A 22,945-nucleotide genomic window follows, 5' to 3' on the forward strand; every position below is an offset into this window, starting at 1 on the left:
AACTCGTTTAATGAAATTAGATTCATTTTGTCGATATATAGTAGAGTTCTGATGTATTGCACAAAAAGACAACAGAAAAATAAAAAGGAATTTCATGAAAAAGAACACCCTAGCGTTCGCAACGGCTCTCGCACTCGGAAGTGTATTGTCTGTGGCGCATGCAAATGAAGCGGCGCAATCGTCGGTTGAACAGGTAACCCCGAAAGCCATCACGTATCCAACCACACAAAAAGTGGATGTTGTCGATGACTACTTTGGTACAAAAGTGAGTGATCCTTATCGCTGGTTGGAAGACGATCTCAGCCTAGAAACCGCAGAATGGGTGAAGGCACAAAATGCACTGACGTTTGATTATCTGTCGAAAATCCCTTACCGCGAGCAGATTGAAGAGCGCATCACTAAGCTCATGGACTACGAAAAGCAAAGCCAACCGTTCAAAGAGGGTAAGTTCACTTATTTCTACAAAAATGACGGGTTACAAAACCAAGATGTGCTTTATCGGCAGTTAGGTGATGGTGAAGCAGAAATTTTCCTCGATCCAAATACTTTTAGTGAGGATGGCACCACATCATTAGCGGGAGTGAGCTTTTCACGAGACGGTTCGTTGGTTGCATACAGCATTTCGGAAGGCGGTAGCGATTGGCGCAAAGTCATTGTGTTAGACACAGAAACCAAAAAGCCAGTCGGTGAAACGCTGGTGGATATTAAGTTCAGCGGCATCAGTTGGCTCGGCAATCAAGGTTTCTATTACTCGAGTTATGACAAGCCACAGGGGAGTGAACTCTCCGCGAAGACAGATCAACACAAGCTCTACTTTCATAAGCTTGGGACGAAACAAAGTGAAGACAAGCTGATTTTCGGAGGTTTTGAGGAAGAGAAATACCGTTATGTTGGCGGCTATACGTCGGATGATGAACGCTACTTGTTTATCTCAGCCAGCGTATCGACATCGGGTAACAAACTGTTCTTTAAAGATTTGAGTAAGCCAAACAGCCCGCTTAAAACCATTTTAGACAACACCAGTTCTGATACTTGGGTGATAGACAACCAAGGCACGAAGCTGTACTTGGTTACGAACCTTAACGCGCCGAACAAACGCGTCGTGACGGTGGATGCGAGTCAGCCGCAGCCCAAAAACTGGAAAGATTTGATCCCTGAAACAAAGAACGTGTTACGTGTTTCTACCGCGGGTGGCAACTTGTTTGCCAGCTATATTGTTGATGCGATCTCGATGGTGAAGCAATACGACATGAACGGCAAACTCATCCGAGAAATCAAATTGCCTGATATTGGCAGCGCATACGGTTTCTCGGGTAAAAAAGAAGAAACCGAAGTCTACTATTCTTTCACCAACTACAAGATGCCAAGCACTACGTATCGTCTGAACATCAAAGGTGGTGATAGCGAGGTGTACTACAAATCTAAAGCGCCATTTGATCCAGCTTTGTATGACTCTCGCCAGGTGTTTTACACCTCAAAAGACGGAACAAAAGTGCCGATGATCATCACCTATAAAAAAGGGACACCGATGGACGGCAGTGCACCAACCATCCTATATGGTTATGGTGGTTTCAACATCAGCCTCACACCATCTTTTAGCCCGACACGTGCGGCTTGGTTGGAGCTTGGTGGTGTTTACGCGGTAGCGAACATTCGTGGCGGTGGGGAGTATGGTAAAGAGTGGCACAACGCTGGCATTCAAATGCAAAAGCAAAATGTGTTTGATGACTTTATTGCGGCGGCTGAATACCTAATTGATGAAAAGGTAACGTCATCAAACAAGTTAGCCATTAACGGTGGATCGAATGGTGGCTTGTTAGTGGGGGCAGTTATGACGCAACGTCCAGAGCTGTTTAAAGTGGCGCTGCCAGCAGTCGGCGTACTGGACATGCTGCGTTATCATACTTTTACCGCAGGTGCTGGTTGGGCGTATGACTACGGTACGGCAGAGCAAAGTAAAGAGATGTTCCAATATCTGAAAGGTTATTCGCCAGTGCACAATGTAAAAGCGGGGGTGGAATACCCAGCAACATTGATTACAACGGGTGATCATGATGATCGTGTTGTTCCTGCTCACTCTTACAAATTTGCTGCTGAGTTGCAGTCAAAACAGGCGGGTTCAAATCCGACCTTGATTCGCATCGAAACCAATGCAGGACATGGTGCTGGCACACCAACGCGTAAAATAATTGAGACAAATGCAGATATTTATAGCTTTGCACTATTCAATATGGGGATAGAGAAACTGCAATAGTGCGAATCGTTTGCGTTTTTAGTTAACGAAATGCATTGGTGCTTTTGCACTCGAAAATAAAAGGAGATCACAGAGTGTGATTTCCTTTCAATTTATTGTGGAGTAACTATTCTAAATTGACCGCAAGGCTAATTAAATTAAGGTATTTGCAATTTATTACAACTCTCTTCTTTACCTGAAGAGTAATATACGATACAAATAAAACTTGATCGCGATCACCTAACACCATTGCACTCCTTATTTATATGGTAAATTTAATTAATCATTTGTTCTAATGATAATTGAATTTTCATAAGTTTTAATATTCCCTTCTTAGTAAAGTTTACCAAATTTCAAGTTATATAAGATATAAGTAGCAGTGATTGAACTTTTACGACGCTTTATTTTATTTTAATTAAAACGTCTTATGTTTCGTCATTATTAAATTTGCTTTGATAATTTATATTATCCAAAGCGAGTTGTGTTGCTTGCTATTTATGATGACCTCATGACGTGAATAATTTTATAATCATTAAAATGGATACAGTTTTATGAATTTAGTGAAACCGTCTGTTGTTATCATGGCAGCAGCCCTTCAACTCGCGTCTTCTGCTTATGCTCAGACAAATAATGACGAAGAACTACAAGATATGTCTGACCCACTTGCGGTTTACACCCAAGCAGGCTTTGGTATTACTGACAAAGGCGCGAACATCAAAATCGGTCAAACTTACCAATCTAGCCAGCCTGGCACCATGGCGATGAACATCATCGAAATGAAAGGCATTGGTGGTGAGCTATTTGGCATTCGCGACAATGACGATCCAATGTATGCCAATGTTGATGACAGCATTGACTCTTTCCGACTACGTAATTTCCAAGTAGAAGTCGCAAAAGGTCTAGGGCGTCAATTAGATGTAAACTACGATGTTGATAACGATAAATTAGATGCATCTTATAGCTTTATTCAAGGCCTACCTAAGTTTGGCATGTTGCAGTTATTTCCTTTAGCTGGTGCGGGTGTCACTATTGCTAATGATTTTAGTGGTGATGACAAAGGTTATGAAATTCCAGGTACTTTCACCGTTGTCGGTATGTACTCAAAAATTGAATTAACCGATAAAATCTGGATTAACTACAACCCAATGTATATGCATACATTGTCAGGGTCTAGTCAATATAAAGATACTTATTACGCGGGTGAAGATAATATCTTAACTCATGAGTTTGCGTTGTCTTATCAAATTAATCCTCGCGCAAATATTCGTTACTTTGCAAACTGGAATGAGCACGTTAATTTCGGTGATGGTGATCACCGTATCGAATTTAACTACCAATTCTAACTCCCAATTCTAACTCCCTCGTTTATTTCCAGAATAGAAAGTGTGTTTATCCATATATTTAAATATTTAGGCTAGGGCACTTTCTACATAAAGTAGGTTTATCATGAAAGCCAAATATAAATTTGCGTTGGTATCTATTGCTATATCTTCTGCATTACTATCAGGATGCAAAACTGGCGATATCGCAACGAAAACTGCCCAAGCACCCTCTGTTGAAACCGTTACTCTAACCGAAACAAAAATCACTCCTTATCATACTTTTATCGGTCGAACTGAAGCGGTAAATGACGTTGATATTATGCCTCGAGTCGGTGGCGAATTAACCGCGATTCATTTTAAAGATGGCGATATGGTCGAAAAAGGCCAATTGCTGTTTGAAATCGACGACCGTCCTTACAAAGCGGCACTGGCGTATGCAAAAGCGTCGTTGCAAAAAGCCAAAGCACAACTCGTTCAAACTACGCGTGATGCAGAACGTGTGAAGAAACTCATCAAAGATAAAAGCATCAGTGAGCAGCAATACGATGATGCCATTGCTGCGCACGCCGCAGCGATTGCTTCGGTAGAAGAGGCGAAAGCGACGCTGGTTTCAGCAAGGCTCGATCTTGAATTTAGCTCTGTGCGTGCTCCTTTCTCTGGCCGCGTGGGTTTCAGCAACTTCCGAGTGGGTGACCGTATTTCGAAAATTCAACTCGTTCCTCTTGTTTCGATCACTCAAATCGACCCAATTCGCTTTGGCTTTGATGTGGATGAGAAGCTCTACCGCCGCGTAAGAAGCGCGATTGATGTGGCTCATCGTAACGATGACAAACTGGATGTTGATTTAACACTGACGCTTTCAGACGGTTCATTGTATCCGCTTGATGGCAAGATCTACGCCGTTGGCAACAAGATCGATTTAGAAACAGGCTCAATTCGAGCAGAAGCACAATTCGATAACCCAACTTACGCGCTTATGCCGGGTGAATATGGCAACTTGACCATCAAGCTGCGCAACAAAACCATTGATGGTTTGCTTATCCCATCGGCGGCTGTTCAGCAAGACCAAGCGGGTGACTACGTCATGGTGGTTGGTGATGATCACGTGGTGTCTCGTCGTAACGTTGAACTCGGTCAGACCTACGGTGTGAAACGTGCTGTGCTGACTGGTTTGGCGGCTAACGAAAAAGTCATCGTCAATGGTCTACAAAAAGTGCGTCCGGGTGCAACGGTGAAAGACGTTGAACTACAGAGTGAACAAGGCTGAGTGAGTACTGATGTTAAGTAAATTTTTCATTCACCGGCCGAAGTTTGCTTTGGTGATCTCACTGGCGATGACATTGATGGGTATGATCGCCCTGAAAGTCTTGCCAATTTCTGAGTATCCTCAAATCTCTCCGACGGTAATTACGGTGAGCACCATGTATCCGGGTGCAAACGCGAACGTGGTTAAAAAGACGGTTGCACAGCCGATAGAAGCCAAAGTCAACGGCGTTGAAGACATGATTTACATGTCTTCTGTGATTGGTAACGATGGTTCATACACACTACGTATCTATTTCCGAGTGGGTGCAGATGGCGATATGGCGCAAGTTCGTGTGAACAACTTGGTGGCGCAAGCGACGTCTTCTCTCCCACAAGAAGTAAACCAAATCGGTGTGACGGTTAAGAAGAAATCTTCTGACATGTTGGGCGTTATTACACTGCGTTCCCCGAAACAGTCTCACGATAGTATCTACCTCTCTAACTATGCGGATCTCAATATTGTTGAGCGTTTAAAACGTATCGAAGGTATGAGTGACATTACGCTGTTGGGTAAGAAAGACTACTCAATGCGTATTTGGTTGAACCCAAATAAACTGGCCACCTTGAAGCTTTCCGCTAGTGATGTTATTGGCGCAATTAAAACGCAAAACATCCAAGTGGCGGCGGGTAAGATCGGTGGTATGCCAGCTCCGGGTGACCAGCAATATCAATATGTTTTGCAAACCAAAGGTCGACTTACTTCTGCGGAAGAGTTCGAGAACATCATCATCCGCGCGAGCAAGAAAGGTTCTTTGATTCGCTTGAAAGATGTGGCTCGTGTGGAAGTTGGCGCACAAGGTTACGAAGCTGATGGTCGTATGAATAACGAACCAGCCGCCGTTCTGGCCTTGTACCAGTTGCCGACAGCGAACGCGCTAGACGTGATGGAACGCGTGAAAGAGGCCATGAAAGAGTACGAGAAATCGTTCCCAGATGATTTGGTCTACGACATCGCGTATGACTCTACCGAATACGTAGAGACGTCTATTGATGAAGTGTACGAGACACTGGTGATTGCGGTACTTCTTGTCACCTTCGTTGTGTACGTTTTCTTGCAGAACTGGCGAGCGACCATCATTCCAACCTTAGCGATTCCGGTTTCCATCATTGCGACGTTCGCAATCATGGGCGTGATGGGCATGACCATTAACACCATCTCGTTGTTTGGCTTGATCCTCGCCATCGGTATCGTGGTGGACGATGCGATCATCGTGGTGGAGAACGTGGAGCGGGTTATCCATGAAGAGCATTTAGACCCGATTCCGGCCACGATCCAAGCCATGAAAGAAGTGACGGGTCCTGTATTGGCAACAACGCTTATTTTGTTGGCGGTATTCGTACCGGTTGCGCTATTGCCGGGTATTTCTGGTCGAATGTTCAACCAGTTCGCGGTCACCATCTGTGTGTCGGTGCTGATCTCTGCGATCAACGCATTAACGTTAACGCCAGCGCTTTGTGCGTTGATGTTGAAATCTACTCACTCGCAACCTATTGCGCCTTTGCGTGCGTTTAACCGAGGTTTTGAAGCAATAACGCGCAAATACCAAGGTTTAGTTGGCTTCTTGAGCCGCCGCATTGTGCTGAGTATCGGTGTGTATGGCGCGCTTATTGCGGTGCTGGCGTTTGCGTTCATGACCGTACCTTCTTCTTTCGTACCGAACGAAGATAAAGGCGTGTTCATGGTCGAAATGCGTTTGCCAGACGCATCAGCATTGCAGCGTACTGCACCATTAATGAAGAAGTACGTTGATGAGCTAAAACAGATGGAAGGTGTGGAGAACGTGGTTTCGGTTGCGGGCTTCTCGGTAATTAACATGGCGTCGATTCCAAACTCGGGCATGTTGATCATCAAACTGGATAACTGGAGCAAACGTAAAGCCCCTGAGCTACACCAACGCGCATTGATGAATAAAGTTAACCAAATGCTGAACTCAACGCCAGATGCCGCTTCGTTCGTTTTCGCGACGCCGGCAATCAAAGGCATGGGTGCGGTGGATGGTTTCAACCTTGTGCTGCAAGACAACTTGGGCCGTTCTCCACAAGAGTTGGCAAAAACAACCGCTGATTTTGTTGCCCAAATCAATCAACTGCCAGAAGTGGCGCGTGCGTTCTCGATTTTCCGTGCGAACATTCCGCAACGTTACATCGATATTGACCGCGATAAAGCGATTTCGATGGGCGTACCGTTGAATGAAATCTTCAGCACACTGCAAGCACAGTTGGGCGGTGCCTACATTTCTGACTTCAACTTGTTTGGTCGTTCGTACCAAGTGAAAGTGCAAGCAGAAGAGCAATACCGTGACAACATCGACGACATCGACCATCTGTTTGTTCGTTCTAGCTCTGGAAAAATGGTGTCACTGGCAACGCTAGTGAAAGTGAAGCCGATCTTCGGCCCTGATACCTTGTCGAACTACAACATGTTCAGTTCTGCAACCGTGAACGGTGCGCCAGCGCCAGGTTACAGCTCGGGTGATGTTGTAAAAGCCATTGAAAAACTGGCTGCAGAGTCTTTGCCAAGTGGTTACTCGTACGAGTGGTCAGGCATGACTTACCAAGAGATGAAAGCAGGCAACATGGCACCAATCGCGTTCGCATTGTCTTTGCTGTTCACCTACTTGTTCTTGGTGGCTCAGTACGAAAGTTGGACTATTCCTGCTGCGGTAATGATGGCGGTTCCAGTCGCGATTCTCGGCGCAATGGGCACGCTACTGCTGGTGGGACAACCGTTCGATTTGTACGTGCAGATTGGTGTGGTCATCTTGATCGGTATGTCCGCCAAAGTGGCGATTCTTATCGTGGAATTTGCCAAAGTTCTGCGAGAAGAAAAGGGCTTATCCATCATTGATGCTGCCAAAGAAGCTGCTCGAATCCGTTTCCGAGCAGTACAGATGACCGCATTCGCCTTCATCTGGGGGGTATTCCCGTTGGTGATTGCATCGGGTGCTGGTGCGGCATCTCGTCACTCACTGGGCTTTGCGGTATTCGGCGGCATGATTCTCTCTACGTTTGTAGGCACGTTGCTGACGCCAGTGTTCTTCGTGATGATGCAATCTCTGCGCGAGAAGTTTAAGCGAAAGAAACCCACTCAACTTGAGGTGAGCGAGCAATAACGCTGATTTCAACCGACTGACTCCACAACACCCCCACGCTGTGTGCGATTGGCCAATGCCTTTCATTGATATACAACCACCGTCGCAGCGTGGGTTCCCCTAACAATAATAGGTTTTAGCATGAAAAATCTTTCAAAAATCGTCGTAGCGAGCTCTCTACTGACGTGTGCTGCTGCGCAAGCGGGTGGGTTATACCTTTACGAAACAACAGCATCGGATATTGGTTTGGCATCCGCTGGTATGGCGGCTCGTGCGCAAGATGCCTCAGTAATGGCTGCAAACCCGGCTGGTCTGGCGAATGTTTCTGGTAAATCTTTCTCTGGTAACCTGATTGGCCTTTACGGTGACGCGCAACTAGACACGATGACTGGCGATGCTGGCAACGTGATTGGTTTTGTTCCTATGGCGTCGGCATTTTACAGCCAACAAGTGAACGACAAATGGACGCTGGGTATTGGTTTATATGGCAACTACGGCCTTGGTCTCGAGTACGAAGGTCTTTTGGGTAATCATTTAGATATTCCTACAGCAACGACACAAGCCTTGACCATTCAACCTTCCGCTTCTTACCGCATCAATGATCACTGGTCTGTGGGTGCGGCGCTTGGCATTCAGTACGGTATGTATGAAGTAGAAGCTGAAGGGACGTTGGCTAGCTCTGGCGTGCATAAAAAATACTTAGACGAAGACCAAGATACTCAAGTCAACGGCCGAGTAGGTGTGCTTTATGAGGCAACACCAGGCACGCGTCTTGGTCTGTCTTATTCTTCTGAAACCGAATTTGAATTCGACAATAGTAACTCCATTGCTCCACAACAACTGATCTTCAGTGCTTACCATGAAGTGAATGATGACCTAGCGGTGATGTGGAACGTGAACTGGCAAGACTGGAGCGAATACACAACCACGCTGAACGTAGAGACACAAGACACTTACCAAATCGCATTGGGTACTCAGTACAAACTGAATGAAAAAATGATGTGGAATGCAGGTTTTGCATTCGATACCAGCATGTATGAAAGCCAATCAAACGGTGACATAACCGTTCCTACTGGCAAGGCGTACCGCATTGGCACAGGCATTGATTACACATTGGATTCAGAAAACTCAATCGGTTTCGCGTTTGAAGCGATCTTGATGGAATCGTCAGAAACGCCAAGCTTACAAGCTGGCTTTGATGAGCCTGCTCTGTACTTCATGAGCATGAGCTACAACTGGAAAAACTAATCATTCCTAATCGCTAAAACGCCTTTCTTACAGGCCATTCTACCCTAACTACCTGCACTGGATGCCGTCACGCCATCTAAGGTAGTTAGGGCGCTTTTGTCACATCCAGTGAGTGATGATTCAAAAAGTATCTGCGCAGCTAAGTGCGGGTATTCAACATCTCAAAGGACTAAAAAATGAAAAATAAACTAGCGTTAGTGTGTACGACTTTGTTGGTCAGTACGCTGGCTCATGGTGCCGATCACCGAGTAAAAGACAATAAAAACAAGTTGGCGGATGACCCAACAAAAGTCATTACGAAATTTGGCGCGTCGTACGCAAACAACTACGATTTTGATGATCAAAACATCTCATTCTCGGGCTCACTTGCGCTTGACCAAGCGCGCAAAATTAACCTGCGTATCAATGATGATGCGAGCGAGTGGCGTATTGGTGGCTCGTGGTTGTTTCCGGTCGGTATCGTGAACTTCAACTTCGGTAAAAATGAATACGTAAACGGCGCGGATCAAACCAACTACAGCGTTGGTACCTTTATGCCGCTAAGTTATTTCGGGATTGAGCCAGCAGGCTTCCAAATTTTCCCAATGGCTGGCTATACGTACAACACTGGTGATGTTCCTGTTTGTGACGGTGCAGCAGGCAGCAACTGTAGCGAGCCTAACTTTACGGGCACTCCAAGTGCAGAGAATGGCTTCAATATGATGAGCTCTTCAGGCAGCAGCGGTTACGTTGGTGCATTTGCGCTGAAATCGTTTACCAAAGAGCTGACGTTAATCAGCTTCGCAGCAGGCACTTACGGCTCAGAAAACAGTGAAGGAGAGAACTACAAAGGCTTCTTTGGTGGTATCGGCCTTGGTTATCTCGTGAATAAACGTCACTCGTTTAACGTAATGACGTTTGTCATGGACAACAACACGTATTTAGATGAGGCAGATAGGCGCGTCGCATTATCTTACCAATATCAATTTGAGTAAATTGAAAACGCAGCAACGATGGCTGCGTTTTTACTTTGATGGAATAAATTAGTGAATCGCGTTCTTTTCTTCGATCTTTTTCTGATATTGGTGTTTTAATATATACATGCGCTTAACATCGCTATAGGCTCCGTTAATAAAGTATTCTTCTACTAAATGGCCTTCTTCAATAAAACCACATTTCTTATATAAATGAATAGCGACTTCATTATCCACTGCGACCAATAAGTATATTTTACGTAGATTAAGAATCGAGAAGGAGTAATCCAATGCACGATTAATCATCTCTGTCGCATAACCTCGTCCTTGATGCTCTGGGGCGATGATTATCTGAAACTCAGCGCTTCGGTGAATGTAGTTGATCTCAATAAGTTCGACCAATCCAATCACTATGCCGTCTTCATCTTCAACCACAAAGCGTCTTTCTGCGTCATCATGTATATGTTTTCGGTACAGTTCTTCGAGCTCATCATAAGATTCATAAGGCTCTTCGAACCAGTAGGCCATGATATTTCGGTTGTTATTTAGTTCGTGAATAAAGCGCAAATCAGAGCGTTCTAGTGCACGCATTTTTAGGCCTTTCTTCATCATTTATCTCCAATGAGGCGGAGTAAACCTCCGCAATTGATGCTAGAAAATCTTAACGTATTTAACAAGAATAGCGCATCTGTTTTTGGGAAATATTGTGGTTTTTTCAATATGGAAACTTAGAGTTCACGCCAAATAAAAATTAATCTTTACGATAAAAAATTCGATTAGGTGGTTTGCCTAATATCATATTAAATACCGCGCAACGACTTAGTGTCTTAATCTAAATAAACAAGGTATTCAATATGTTTTCAATCGGTGACGTAGTAGTAGCGACTAAAGGTATCGATCTTGGCGAAATGGTTGTTACAGGTTTAAGCAGTGGCGGTTTTTACACACACGTAAAAGCAGGCGAGAAAACGCTAACTTACCCAGCTAAAGATCTTAAGAAAGCATAATTAAATTTGCTCACTCTTATTTCTAAACTGGCTTAAAGTTCGTATTACTTATTTTAGGCGGGTTAGAATTTATAAAAGGTAGCGCAACAAGTCGCTACCTTTTTTATCACTCTCTTTTCTAGTTTTCTTCTGTTTTATGAACCTCAACACGGTTTCTACCGGTTTCTTTAGCTTTGTAAAGGGCTAAGTCGGCGCGTTTTACGAGTGGTTCAAACGAGTCATCCAAGCTACAGACTTGAGTTACACCAATACTAGCGGTAAAGCTCATATCACGACCTGAGTGTTGAATCGTCGTAGTTTCTAGCGCATTGCGAATCGTTTCTAATGTGTTTAGGGCTTCTTGCGATGACCGGCTTCTTAGTACGATGGCAAACTCTTCACCGCCAACTCTGGCAAGTAAGTCACAGTCAAGTAGATGACTTTGAATGGTGTTGACTGCATGGATCAGCGATTTATCGCCAGCATCATGACCAAACCGATCATTAAGGCTCTTAAAGTTGTCTAAATCTAGAATAGCAACATGGAAGTCAATGCCTTGGGTGCGGTATTCAGTCAAGCGGCTTTCGATTTGTCGCATGAATTCTCTGCGGTTTGGAATGCCAGTCAGATCATCCGTTGTGGCGAGATGCTCCATTTTCATAATTTGTATATGAAGAGCAATGTTTAAAGCAATCCAGTTAGCGATGCACTGAAGCTGTGCCGCTTGTTCGTTTGTATAAGTGTGCGTTTGATGATGTGCAACATTAAGCGTGCCCAAACAGACTTTACCGTGCATTAAAGGCGCATCCATACACGTCCCCATGCCATTGGATGCCAGCATCACACAATCGACCTCATCAGATTGAGTGACATCGTCACAGATCATCAGTTGTTGTTTTTTGAACACTCGGCCAACAAAAGCTCGGTGAATAGGTACCAAGAATTCAGCCGGAATCGCTTTATTACCAGAGAAAGAGTAGACCTTTAGATGATCATCATTTTCATAAAGCGTGATACTCGCGCGGTCGGAATTGAATATACGATTTATCCATTCTGCGACCGTATCAAGCACCTGCTGCAATGTTTCCGATTGAGCTAAAAAGTGAACAAACCCTATCGGCATACAGATCGGACTTTCCATATTCTGCATCGATAAGTCATCAGGGTTAAAAGTTCTTTCAAGTCTCAATAGACATCTCCTTGCGATGTTGCAAATACCAACAATAAGTTACACGAAGCTATTTTCAAGAAAAATGCGTTTCTACGTAAGATTATGGTTTATTTATCGCCATCCATGTGTGTTCAATTGCTTAATGTGGGCGTTAACTCACGCCTAAATGAATAAATGTTATACCTATTTATAAGTAAGTCATTACTCAATAAGGGGTGTTTTTGAGGTAGAACCAAAGAATAGGAAAGCCCTTCAGGGAAGAGAAGGGCAAAGAGGGTGAACTTAGGAAAGTAAATACGTAAGCAGTGAATTAATTATCTTTGTATTTCTGTAAAATCAACTGACTGATTTGCGCGATGAGCTGGTCTCTGGCTTGCAGTGATAGCTCGGTTTCTGTGACATAGATACTAATGTAAACAGGACGATGGTTTTCCTTCCATATGATTGCGTTAATACCACGCGAACCGTGACCACCCGCACCAGAGCGGTCGGCGATAGACCAACCTGTTGGTAATACTGAACGCATTAACGAGTCTGAAACCTTGTTGTCCTGCATCCAGATTTTTAATTGCACGCGAGACTCGTAAGACAACGTTTCTCCTTCAATCAAGGTTCGCAGAGTGTTTACCATGGCGTTAGGTGTGGTTGTGTCGCGGTTGTCTCCCGGTGTCGCTTCGTTCAAACGTGGTTCTAATCTATCTAGGCGCGTCGCTTTATCACCAATTGATCGCAGAAACATTGTCACGGCCTTAGGGCCGCCGATTTCATTCAATACTAAGTTGGCAGCAGTATTATCACTCATCAACATCGCGGCTTCACAAGCGTGCTCTACGCGTGTGCTTTGGCCTGCGAGTTTGTCCATCACTGGAGACCACACAACGATGCTGCGCTCATCGATTTTCGCGGTCGCATTTTTACTTAGCTTACCGCTGTCCATATCACTTAGCATTGTGGCGCAAGCCAAGGTTTTGAATGTGCTCATGAGTGGGAAGCGTTCATCGCCACGGTAATCCCAGCGCTCATCGGTTTGCGTATCCCAAACCGAGACTCCAATTCTGCTTGAGGTTTGTTGTTCGATGAGAGAAATGTCTTCATTCAGTTGGGAAGAGTAACTTAGGGTTGAGCAAACCATTAGCCCAGCCAACAAAAATAACTTTTTCATGCGTCGTGTTCTTCATTTTGGTTTTGGTTCGCACTGTGGCGATGTTACGCAAACTATAACGAGCGAATACTCTAACCACTGTTAAATCCATGTCGATTTTTTGTAGGATTCTGCGCAATACCTCCAAGTTTGTTATTGACCTTAGGTATATTGTGGGTTTACTCAACTTTACGAATATTGACGTTGCATTACGCTAGAAAAACTAAACTAGAGTTGTCGTCAATTTGAGAGTGATGTTCATGAAAACTGTACGAAATTTTGTATGGATGATAATTGCCGCCGTGTCTGTGTTGTGGTGGATGAGTGAACCGCAACTGCTTTCCTCGACCCAATTCTTCCAATGGCGCTCCGCGCTTATTCAATATTCTGGTGTTTTGTCGTTAGCTTTGATGTCTATTGCGATGGTGCTGGCGCTGCGCTTACCTGTGATAGAGCAATGGGTTCATGGCATGGACAAGGCATATCGAGTACACAAGTGGTTAAGTATAGCAGGCGTCAGTTTGGGTGTGATCCATTGGCTTATGTATAAAGTGCCGAAGTGGCTCGTTGCTGCTGGTTGGTTGGAAAAACCAGTAAAACACACTGGAGCTGGGCCATCAGGCAATAACTTCGTTGGTTTTGAGTTATGGGTTAAAGAACTGCGTGATATAGGCTTGGATTTAGGTGAGTGGGGCTTTTATTTTCTATTGGTATTGCTGGCAGTGTCACTCTGGACTGTTGTTAAATACAAACCGTTTAAGTTATCCCATCGTTTAATGGCTGTGGTGTATTTGATGGTTGCTGTTCACTCCGTTTTGCTGATCAAGCACGCGTACTGGGGCGATCCCATTCATTTTATCGCTTTTGGTTTTGCATTGACGGGCTCTGCGGCTGCCGTTTATAGTTTGTTTGGCTTTGTCGGACGAGCGAATCGCTATCCCGCCAAAGTGGTGTCGACTCGCTACTTCCCTCAAGCGCGCGTGATGGAGCTGGTTTTGGCGCCAAGCAATAACGGTCAAGGAAAACCTTGGCAAGGACACAAAGCCGGGCAGTTTGCTTATGTTCGTTTTGGTAATGAAGATCCGCATCCGTTTACGATTGTTTCAGGTGAGCACGATCCAGAGATTCGCTTTTTGATCAAAGAGCTAGGCGATTTCACGACCAATTTGTACCAGCGCGTGAAAGCGAGCGATGAGGTTGTTGTTGAAGGACCGTATGGGCGTTTAGAGTTTGATGTCAACAAGCCGCAAGTTTGGGTTGCTGGTGGTGTCGGGATAGCGTCGTTCTTTGCTATCTTATCTTCATTGAAAGCGTTAAAAAGACATCCGCCAGTGCATTTGTTTTATTGCACACGTGGCTTAGATAGTCATTTAGTGGATGAACTATGGAATGCTGCGCGTCAGGCACAAGTGAAACTGAACGTGATAGATACTGCGATTTCACCTCGACTTAATGTTGAACAAATTGCGAAGGAATGCGGCGATTTATCGCGTTATGAGTTTTATTTCTGTGGACCGGAGGTATTTTCTCGAACCCTGAAAAAAGAGTTAGAGGCATATCGTTTTGATACAGAACATCACTATCATGAAGAGCTGTTTGTGATGCGATAATCTAGCATTTGGGGCGAAATAAAAAGGAGCTGATATTAGCTCCTTTTGTATTTACGTTTAACGTCTATGAACCGTGTTAATACGTTAATCCGGTCTCACTACAGTTCCACTTTTTTGACCATGCCGGCTTCTGCATGTCCGGGGATATTACACGCGAACTCTACATTTTTATCGCCATGGAAGTGCCACAAGAGTTGTTTCGCTTTGCCTGGTTCAACAGTGACAGCATTGCCGGAGTCATGCATGTGATCGCCAGACATGGTTTTCATCATTTCACGATGTTTAAGCTGTTCTTCTGCTGAGCCAATGGTAAATTCGTGATTGATTTTGCCTGTATTCATTACCACAAATTGAACCACATCATCCGGTTCTATTGTCACATCTTTTTTGAATGTAATTTTCATATCATCCGTTAAGAGTACATGAACGACTTTGTCTGGTTTTGCGCCATTTGCAGGCATACCAACCGCTGACATGCCCGGCATGCCGCTCATACCAGAATGATCCATTTTTCCATGATCCATCGGCATTTTATCCATGTTCATGGAACCGTGATCCATTTGACCATGCTCCATATTTTCGTGGTTCATGTTTGAGTTATCTATTTGAGCAAATACGCCACCCGATACCATGGTTAGAGCAAAAGTGATAAGAGTCTTTTTCATGTTGATTTCCTTTACTATCAATGAGCTATCGCGCCATTACTCTCTGAATAATGGCGCTCGTTGTTATTTATCTTGGTGTTGAGTTGATTTCACTTCACGCTGTTTCCACAGCTTGAAGATGGCAGGTAGCACAAGCAGCGTTAACAGCAGGGCAGAGGCCATGCCACCAATCATCGGTGCAGCGATGCGTTGCATCACTTCAGAGCCGGTTCCCTCACCGTACATGATTGGAATAAGACCAATGATTACCGTTAATACGGTCATCATGACAGGCCGCACACGTAAGCCAGCACCTTCGCGAATTGCGTCTGTAAGATCCCGCGCTTGAAGCGGTCGTTGTTTCTCTTCTGCATCCAGTTTTCGGTGGTGCCATGCTTGGTTGAGATACACCAGCATGATGACGCCTATCTCCACCGCAACGCCGGCGAGTGCGATAAACCCAACCCCCACGGCAATAGAGAAGTTGTAGTTCAGATAATGCATCAGCCATAAGCCACCAACCATTGCTAAAGGCAGCGTCAGCATGATGATCAGCACCTCACCTACACGGCGGAAGCTGAAGTAAAGTAGCATCATGATGATCGCAATAGTGATTGGTACTACGACACTTAAGCGGTCTTTGGCGCGTTCCATGTATTCGTACTGACCTGACCAAGCCAGCGAATAACCCGCAGGTAATTCAAGTTGATCTGCTACTACTTGTTGTGCTTCCACGACGTATGAGCCTAGGTCACGACCTTCGATATCCACGAAAACCCAACCGTTTGGACGCGCGTTTTCGGTTTTGATCATCGGTGGACCATCTTCATAACGAATATCTGCCACGTCTGCGAGTGCGATGCGTGCGCCGTTGGGGGTTACCAGTGGTAGGTTTTGCAGTTTAACAACCGAGTCACGGTAGTCTTGCGGGTAGCGAACGTTAATCGGGTAGCGTTCCAAGCCTTCAATGGTTTCTCCAACATTCATACCCCCAACAGCGGTTGAGATGACTTGCTGAACGTCTTTGATGCTTAAGCCATATCTCGCAGCAGCGCGGCGTTTAATGTCGATTGTTACGTAACGGCCACCGGCTACACGCTCGGCATATACAGATGAGGTGCCGTGAACGCTATTAAGAATAGGTTCCAGCTGAGCACCAATTTTTTCGATCTCTTTCAGGTCTGGGCCTGCAATCTTGATCCCAATTGGCGTTTTAATACCGGTCGCTAGCATGTCGATACGCGTTTTGATTGGCATTACCCAAGCGTTGGTGAGTCCCGGAAACTGAATCAGTTCATCGAACTCTTTGCGTAACGACTCTGTCGTCACGCCTTCACGCCATTGATCGTGAGGTTTTAGCTGAATAACTGTTTCAATCATGGTAAGTGGTGCAGGATCGGTGGCCGTTTCCGCACGGCCAATCTTGCCCCAAACCGTTTTGACTTCCGGTACGGTTTTGATCAGCTTGTTGGTTTGCTGAACTAGTTCACGTGCTTTACCAATCGAGATTCCCGGATACGTAGTCGGCATGTACATCAAGTCGCCTTCATCCAATGGTGGGATGAACTCGCTACCCAGTTGACTGGTTGGATAGTAAGCTGACGCCATTAGGCCTAAAGCGATAACGATCATACTCTTAGGATACTTGAGGCTGGTATTCAGCAACGGGCGATACAGCGCAATTAAGCCTCTATTTACTGGATTCTTATGTTCTGGTAATACGTTGCCACGGATGAAATAACCCATGAGCACAGGTACGAGGGTAATTGCCAAACCTGCCGCTGCGGCCATTGCATAAGTTTTAGTAAAGGCGAGAGGGGAGAACATCTTGCCCTCTTGACCTTCCAGTGCAAATACTGGCACAAAGCTTAACGTGATGATAAGTAGTGAGAAGAACAGGGGCGCGCCCACTTCTTCAGCGGCTTTGCCAATCACTTGCCAGCGGTTCTTATCCGTGAGAGGCGTTCGTTCAATATGCTTGTGGACGTTTTCTATCATTACGATGGCACCATCCACCATAGCACCGATGGCGATGGCAATCCCCCCGAGCGACATGATGTTGGCATTAATGCCTTGAGAATGCATGACGATAAACGCGGATAAAATACCGACGGGCAAGCTCAGCGCGATAACCAAAGACGAACGGATGTGAAATAGGAAGAGGGCACAAACAATCGCCACGACAATGAATTCTTCCGCCAATTTCTTCCACAAGTTTTCTACGGCAGCGTTAATCAGCGTGGAGCGATCGTAAGTAGGCACGATTTCTACACCATCCGGTAAGCTGCGCTGTAAATCTTCCAGTTTGTCTTTAACTTTGCTGATGACTTCACTCGCGTTTTCGCCGAATCGCATGACAATAACGCCACCAACCGCTTCACCTTCGCCGTTAAGCTCAGAGATGCCGCGACGCATTTGCGGACCTAAGTTGATGTCGGCAATGTCGCCCAGTAAGAGCGGTGTACCTTTCTCTGTCACTTTGAGCGGGAGTGATTCAATATCCTCAATACTCGTTAGGTAACCTGTAGTGCGAACCATGTGTTCCGCTTCTGCTACTTCAACAACAGAGGCGCCCGTTTCCTGATTGCCGTTTTGGATCGCCATGTTCACTTGTTGCAGTGTCAGGTTGTAAGCACGTAGCTTAGCTGGGTCAATCTGAACTTGATATTGCTTCACCATACCGCCAACGGTTGCGACTTCAGAGACGCCATCGACGGTTTGCAACTCATATTTCAAGAACCAGTCTTGCATACTGCGTAGATCAGCAAGATCATGGTTGCCAGTTTTATCTTGCAGTACATAGCTGTAGACCCAGCCCACACCCGTTGCATCTGGTCCTAATGTCGGTTTTGCACTCGGTGGTAATTTAGGTGCTACTTGGCTTAGGTACTCTAAAACGCGCGAACGTGCCCAATACATGTCGGTATCATCGTTAAAAATGATATAAACATATGAGTCACCAAAGAATGAATAACCACGAACGGTTTCCGCTCCTGGTACGGCGAGCATGGCGGTGGTTAGCGGATAAGTAACTTGATCTTCCACCACTTGAGGTGCTTGGCCTGGGTAGCTTGTTTTGATGATCACTTGAACATCAGAAAGATCCGGAATGGCGTCTACAGGTGTATTCTTTACACTGTAAAGTCCGGTTAAAACAAGCGCTAAGGTAGCGATCAAAACCATGAAACGGTTTTTGATCGACCAGCGGATTATTGCTCCAATCATAGTTAGCCCTCAACCGCTTCAAGTTGCTTCAAGACGTAGTCAGCTCCTTGTTTTTCAACTAAAAACCGTACTTTCTGACCTTCTTTGAATCCGGATAGATCCACTTCATCACCCACAGAGAAGTTCATCTCTCCTGCCTCCCAGTTCCATTCTGCAACTGGGAGGTGGTTGAGAGTTATCATCCCAAAATCCGCCATCAACATGCTGATATCTCCGGTAATCCATACGTCAGTCACGACAACGCTGTCATCGGTTTTGTAGTCAACGACTTCATATTGACCGGACTCTGTTTTCTGAATTTCAAACTCGATAGCTTGGCCTTTTTGCAGAGTGCCCACATCAACGTCATCTGCGAGGGTAAAGTTCATGACCATACCCGGCCAATTCCACTCTGCTACGGGCTGATGATTAATGGTCAACATACGGTGATCTTTCATCACATCGGTGATTTCACCCTTAGCCCAAACTGTTTCTACTTTGGCTTCAGTAGGTGATGAAATACGGGATAGATCAGCCGTTTGGCTCGATTCCGAATCCAACATAAAGTGTGCAGAGGTTACGATGCGATCATCTTGAGACAGACCTTGTAGCACCTCGATTTTGTCGTCGGCTTCACGCCCAACTTTGATGCGCGTTGAGCGGTATTTACCATCGCCTTCAGACAACACGACTCGGGTCATACCGCCGGATCGAATAACGGAAGACTTAGGAATCGTCATAACTGCGTTATCAGTGACTGGTTGAAGGGCAATGTTGGCAAACATATTAGGTTTAAGATCGCCATTCGGGTTAGGGAACTTGAGGCGTACACGCAAGGTACGAGTTTTAGGATCCAGAATAGGGTATACGTAGTCGACAACCCCTTTCCATTCATTGCCTGGAATAGCATCAAGCGTCATAGTGGCGCTACTTCCTGCTTTCATCCAGTGAGCTTGGCGCTCAAATACTTCGGCATCCACCCATACATTTTCAAGTGGGCCCGCGCTGATCACCGCTTGAGCAGGGGATAGGTAACCACCTTCACGAACGTTCAAACTCGCGATGACGCCATCTTCCGGAGCTTTAATTTCAATAGTTTGCGATGCTTTCCCGCGTTGAGTGATGGCTCTGATTTGAGAACGATCAACACCCAGTGTCACTAAACGTTCTGTCGCGCCTTTCACCAGACCATTACGCCCAGTTCGGTAGGCGTTCAGTAGCTCTTCTTGTGCTTTGACTAGCTCAGGCGAATACAGCGTGAACAGCACATCGCCTTTGTTGACCTTTTCACCCACGGCATTGATGTAAAGCTTTTCAACCCAGCCCGCCACGCGAACGTTGGTTTGCCACAAATGGCTTTCGTCAAATGCGATATATCCGACAGTTTCAATTCGAGGTGAAAGTTGCTCTAAAGAGACTTGAGCGGTTTTTACACCTAAGTTGTTTTCAACCGATGGGTCAATTTTTACCGTGCCGGGTTTGTCTTGTTCACCTGCGAGATCTTCGGCGTACACTGGGATCAAGTCCATGCCCATTGGCGATTTGCCCGGTTTGTCGCGCTTATAATTTGGATCCATTGGAGCAACCCAATAGAGTGGCTCGTTTGAGCTGCTTGCAGCGTTAGCTCCTGAGCCACTCATGTCGTGGTTTGCACCAGATAGGTACTGATTAACGCCAAACCCTAGTGCCCCGCCAACAAGCAGAGCGATGGTTGCTATCTTGATTGAATTTGAACTCATTCCTAATTCCTTATTTTCCCCATGAGGCATGACAGCGATGTTGATTGTTTATTGGTGTGCATTCGCCATCGTCCCCAAACTTGGGTTCTCTCATGTTTTGTTTTAGTTCGCGCTTGCTTCAGTCGTGATGTTGGGTGCGGATACTTGATATTCGAAACCACCCAATAAAGCCGCTAAGTTGCTGTTTACGATGTTTAAATCGGTAATAAGACGTTGCTGTTCGAGCTTTAGCGCCAGCTCGTCTGTGCTTGCCATGATCACGTCGTTAAACTGTGCGGTGTTGTTTTGATAACCCCTTTCTACCGCGTGAATACGAGCTTGAACTTGGGGAAGTAAGGTGGATTGATAACGCTCTAAACGCTGACTCAAGTTGGCGCGATCAACCAGCAATGTGTTGACCTTCGCGTTCATCTGAGTCAGTAACGTATCTTTTTGTGAGCGAGCAGCACCCACTTGATACTGAGCGGCGGCTAAGTTGCGGTCTTGGCGATTGCCAGTGAACAGGGGAATGTCCATTGTGAGATACGCGCTCACCAAATCCGATGCAGGTTCGCCTTTCATATTGTTGGCTTGACGATAGGCGTACATCACTTCCACACCGAATTGAGGCGTGTAAGCTTGCTCTGCAATGTCCACTTGAGTTTCATTGGCAGAAATACTTACGTCTGCCATTTTCACCATCGGGTGCTCACTCAACTGTTGGTAGTGCTTGGTCGTTTCGTTATTTGCAGACAACTTTTGGTTTAATGACGCCCAAGTCAGTGTGTTGCTGGCTTGAAGTGTTGAGCGTCCGTTTTGGGTATAGGTATTGAGCCAGTCCGAGCCCAACCATTCTGAGAGTTGCGAGACCAAACGGCGCTGCATTTGTGCGTTGGCTTGCAGCTTTTCATCCAACTTACTCACTTGAAGCTGTGCATTCAGTAAATCTTGCGCTTCGCTTTTGCCGATTGAGTAATTGGTTTGAATGAAGTTTTCCATTTCCGTCATGAGCCGACGGTTTTCTAGCAAAATTTGCTCTGCTTTCTGCTGATAGCCCAGCTCCAACCAAAGCTGAGTCATGCTGTTTGCCACTTCAAGCTCCCGTGCGTGAACTTGCAACGACAAACCATCGGCTTGTTGATTGGCTTTCTTTTGTTGAAGATTGAGCGTCGAGCCACGTTCGAACTGTTGCATCAAACCGACGGAGATATTGGTCATCGGATCCTCGTCAAATTTGAAGCTATCGACAGGCAAACCACCAAAACCGACTTTCAGTTTCGGGTCCATCAAGGTTGCGCTGGCTACGCCTGTTTCACGCATTGCTTCCGATTGAGCATAGAACTGCTTACGGTTTCCATCGTTACTCAACGCAACGCTAATGAGGTTTGCTAGCTCATTGGTTGACTGAGCTTGGATTGATTGAGCTTGCGCTTCTTGTTGTGCTTTCGTATTGGCTGGCGATTGTGCCACCACATTGAAAGCAGGTAGGGCAACCAGAGCCAGTGAGCATACTGGTGCCACTAAGCGATTTGGGTTGAATTCCATAATTTACATCCAAATTGATACCAAGCTCTTTTGCGTTTCGGATCGATTGAACCGAGCGGGAGAGCGTTGGTATTTGCCAAACGGATGACGCACTTTTTTATCGCTAAATAGCAGGTAACAAATGGAGTTACGAGCGAATAGCTGAGGTAAGTACGCTATCAGTTGGGCGCAAAGAAACTGCCTGCAAAGCGATGCAGGGTCGAATGCTTTGTATGGATTAAACTATCGGAGGCCGATACAAATCATGGGTGACTTGTACCACTGGTGCGGTAATTTCTGAGGCAATGGATGCGCGACAAGCCAATGGGAAGAGCTGGCTGTCGGTGACGGGTAATGGGACAAAAACGAATGAGCAAGATGCTGTACAGCAATTGTGGATCATACCGGAGCCATCAACACAGCTCATGGTCATCTCTGCAGAGTCGGAGCTCAACGATGAGGCCATCTCCATGCTCATACTCGGGGAGCCGCAGTGATCGTTCTCGCTTGCCATTTCCGTCATGTGAGCTGACATCATGACATCACTCGACATCATTTTGATACTCATTAAAGGCGCGCTGTTAACCACGCTAGATACCAGTAGTATCAGCGTTGTACATAACGTTAGCCAAATTGTATGCAATGATTTCAGACGCATACGGTTTCCAGTCAAAATGAGCTTATATATCGAGTAACCCTTAAATAATAAAGGTTACCCTAGGGGTAAAGTCAAGGATTATACCGAACCCACTTCGAGATAATGAGTTCTACATCTTAAAGTCAATTGGACATAT

16 protein-coding genes are annotated in these 22,945 nt (G+C 45.6%); 8 read left to right on the top strand and 8 right to left on the bottom strand.

The genetic code is table 11. The features are described 5' to 3' along the window. Positions 1 to 94 precede the first annotated feature (94 nt). The 6 genes from VEA_RS21885 (at position 95) to VEA_RS21910 (ending at position 10,174) form a co-directional block, all read left to right on the top strand. Complete coding sequence (locus tag VEA_RS21885; RefSeq protein WP_006742177.1) at positions 95 to 2,254, top strand: prolyl oligopeptidase family serine peptidase; 2,160 nt, start codon at positions 95 to 97, stop codon at positions 2,252 to 2,254. A 530-nt stretch (positions 2,255 to 2,784) separates the two neighbouring features. Continuing rightward, positions 2,785 to 3,576, top strand: a complete 792-nt coding sequence (locus VEA_RS21890; protein ID WP_005479226.1) for a hypothetical protein — start codon at positions 2,785 to 2,787, stop codon at positions 3,574 to 3,576. 103 nt (positions 3,577 to 3,679) lie between these two features. Beyond that, the gene (gene vmeP / locus VEA_RS21895) at positions 3,680 to 4,822 is read left to right on the top strand and encodes an efflux RND transporter periplasmic adaptor subunit VmeP (RefSeq protein ID WP_005391278.1); all 1,143 of its coding nucleotides are present in this window, start codon (positions 3,680 to 3,682) and stop codon (positions 4,820 to 4,822) included. A gap of 10 nt (positions 4,823 to 4,832) precedes the next feature. Continuing rightward, positions 4,833 to 7,973, top strand: a complete 3,141-nt coding sequence (gene vmeQ / locus VEA_RS21900) for an efflux RND transporter permease subunit VmeQ (protein ID WP_006742176.1) — start codon at positions 4,833 to 4,835, stop codon at positions 7,971 to 7,973. Positions 7,974 to 8,093: 120 nt separating this feature from the next. Continuing rightward, complete coding sequence (locus VEA_RS21905) at positions 8,094 to 9,200, top strand: OmpP1/FadL family transporter (RefSeq protein WP_006742175.1); 1,107 nt, start codon at positions 8,094 to 8,096, stop codon at positions 9,198 to 9,200. 176 nt (positions 9,201 to 9,376) lie between these two features. Continuing rightward, on the top strand, positions 9,377 to 10,174 hold the full coding sequence (locus tag VEA_RS21910) for a hypothetical protein (protein ID WP_006742174.1): 798 nt from the start codon (positions 9,377 to 9,379) through the stop codon (positions 10,172 to 10,174). Between the two features lie 48 nt (positions 10,175 to 10,222). Here the strand turns inward: VEA_RS21910 and speG are convergent, their stop codons facing one another. Then, positions 10,223 to 10,762, bottom strand: coding sequence for a spermidine N1-acetyltransferase (speG, locus tag VEA_RS21915; protein WP_041853120.1), 540 nt, complete (start codon positions 10,760 to 10,762; stop codon positions 10,223 to 10,225). A gap of 245 nt (positions 10,763 to 11,007) precedes the next feature. Between speG and VEA_RS24100 the strand changes: the two genes are divergently transcribed. Further along, a complete protein-coding gene (locus VEA_RS24100) occupies positions 11,008 to 11,160 on the top strand; it encodes a hypothetical protein (protein ID WP_005375418.1) in 153 nt (50 codons plus the stop codon). Positions 11,161 to 11,278: 118 nt separating this feature from the next. Here VEA_RS24100 and VEA_RS21920 read toward each other — a convergent pair whose 3' ends face one another. Then, complete coding sequence (locus VEA_RS21920) at positions 11,279 to 12,328, bottom strand: sensor domain-containing diguanylate cyclase (RefSeq protein WP_006742172.1); 1,050 nt, start codon at positions 12,326 to 12,328, stop codon at positions 11,279 to 11,281. Between the two features lie 292 nt (positions 12,329 to 12,620). Then, a complete protein-coding gene (gene blaCARB, locus VEA_RS21925; RefSeq protein WP_012842449.1) occupies positions 12,621 to 13,472 on the bottom strand; it encodes a CARB family carbenicillin-hydrolyzing class A beta-lactamase in 852 nt (283 codons plus the stop codon). A gap of 239 nt (positions 13,473 to 13,711) precedes the next feature. On the opposite strand from blaCARB, the gene VEA_RS21930 reads away from it, so the two are divergent. Then, a complete protein-coding gene (locus tag VEA_RS21930; RefSeq protein ID WP_041853165.1) occupies positions 13,712 to 15,061 on the top strand; it encodes a ferredoxin reductase family protein in 1,350 nt (449 codons plus the stop codon). A gap of 98 nt (positions 15,062 to 15,159) precedes the next feature. On the opposite strand, the gene copI is transcribed toward VEA_RS21930, so the two are convergent. The 5 genes from copI to VEA_RS23665 all read right to left on the bottom strand — a co-directional run bounded on the left by copI (position 15,160) and on the right by VEA_RS23665 (position 22,809). Next, positions 15,160 to 15,726 (bottom strand): copper-resistant cuproprotein CopI, encoded by a 567-nt coding sequence (gene copI / locus VEA_RS21935; protein WP_006742109.1) that lies wholly within the window; start codon positions 15,724 to 15,726, stop codon positions 15,160 to 15,162. A gap of 63 nt (positions 15,727 to 15,789) precedes the next feature. Then, the gene (locus VEA_RS21940) at positions 15,790 to 18,930 is read right to left on the bottom strand and encodes an efflux RND transporter permease subunit (protein WP_006742108.1); all 3,141 of its coding nucleotides are present in this window, start codon (positions 18,928 to 18,930) and stop codon (positions 15,790 to 15,792) included. Between the two features lie 2 nt (positions 18,931 to 18,932). After that, the gene (locus VEA_RS21945; RefSeq protein WP_012842451.1) at positions 18,933 to 20,648 is read right to left on the bottom strand and encodes an efflux RND transporter periplasmic adaptor subunit; all 1,716 of its coding nucleotides are present in this window, start codon (positions 20,646 to 20,648) and stop codon (positions 18,933 to 18,935) included. 102 nt (positions 20,649 to 20,750) lie between these two features. Beyond that, positions 20,751 to 22,172, bottom strand: coding sequence for a TolC family protein (locus VEA_RS21950; protein ID WP_006742106.1), 1,422 nt, complete (start codon positions 22,170 to 22,172; stop codon positions 20,751 to 20,753). Positions 22,173 to 22,389: 217 nt separating this feature from the next. Beyond that, positions 22,390 to 22,809, bottom strand: a complete 420-nt coding sequence (locus VEA_RS23665) for a hypothetical protein (protein WP_081441256.1) — start codon at positions 22,807 to 22,809, stop codon at positions 22,390 to 22,392. Between the last annotated feature and the right edge of the window lie 136 nt (positions 22,810 to 22,945).

Origin of the sequence: Vibrio antiquarius, assembly GCF_000024825.1 — a bacterium.
GTDB lineage: Bacteria > Pseudomonadota > Gammaproteobacteria > Enterobacterales > Vibrionaceae > Vibrio > Vibrio diabolicus.

What these genes read in the sequence shown, in the direction of transcription:
- VEA_RS21885 (WP_006742177.1), top strand. Translation starts at nt 95, where the DNA reads ATGAAAAAGAACACCCTAGCGTTCGCAACGGCTCTCGCACTCGGAAGT.
- VEA_RS21940 (WP_006742108.1), bottom strand. Translation starts at nt 18,930, where the DNA reads ATGATTGGAGCAATAATCCGCTGGTCGATCAAAAACCGTTTCATGGTT.
- VEA_RS21890 (WP_005479226.1), top strand. Translation starts at nt 2,785, where the DNA reads ATGAATTTAGTGAAACCGTCTGTTGTTATCATGGCAGCAGCCCTTCAA.
- vmeP (WP_005391278.1), top strand. Translation starts at nt 3,680, where the DNA reads ATGAAAGCCAAATATAAATTTGCGTTGGTATCTATTGCTATATCTTCT.
- VEA_RS21950 (WP_006742106.1), bottom strand. Translation starts at nt 22,172, where the DNA reads ATGGAATTCAACCCAAATCGCTTAGTGGCACCAGTATGCTCACTGGCT.
- copI (WP_006742109.1), bottom strand. Translation starts at nt 15,726, where the DNA reads ATGAAAAAGACTCTTATCACTTTTGCTCTAACCATGGTATCGGGTGGC.
- blaCARB (WP_012842449.1), bottom strand. Translation starts at nt 13,472, where the DNA reads ATGAAAAAGTTATTTTTGTTGGCTGGGCTAATGGTTTGCTCAACCCTA.
- VEA_RS21905 (WP_006742175.1), top strand. Translation starts at nt 8,094, where the DNA reads ATGAAAAATCTTTCAAAAATCGTCGTAGCGAGCTCTCTACTGACGTGT.
- speG (WP_041853120.1), bottom strand. Translation starts at nt 10,762, where the DNA reads ATGAAGAAAGGCCTAAAAATGCGTGCACTAGAACGCTCTGATTTGCGC.
- VEA_RS21930 (WP_041853165.1), top strand. Translation starts at nt 13,712, where the DNA reads ATGAAAACTGTACGAAATTTTGTATGGATGATAATTGCCGCCGTGTCT.
- VEA_RS24100 (WP_005375418.1), top strand. Translation starts at nt 11,008, where the DNA reads ATGTTTTCAATCGGTGACGTAGTAGTAGCGACTAAAGGTATCGATCTT.
- VEA_RS21910 (WP_006742174.1), top strand. Translation starts at nt 9,377, where the DNA reads ATGAAAAATAAACTAGCGTTAGTGTGTACGACTTTGTTGGTCAGTACG.
- VEA_RS23665 (WP_081441256.1), bottom strand. Translation starts at nt 22,809, where the DNA reads ATGCGTCTGAAATCATTGCATACAATTTGGCTAACGTTATGTACAACG.
- vmeQ (WP_006742176.1), top strand. Translation starts at nt 4,833, where the DNA reads ATGTTAAGTAAATTTTTCATTCACCGGCCGAAGTTTGCTTTGGTGATC.
- VEA_RS21945 (WP_012842451.1), bottom strand. Translation starts at nt 20,648, where the DNA reads ATGAGTTCAAATTCAATCAAGATAGCAACCATCGCTCTGCTTGTTGGC.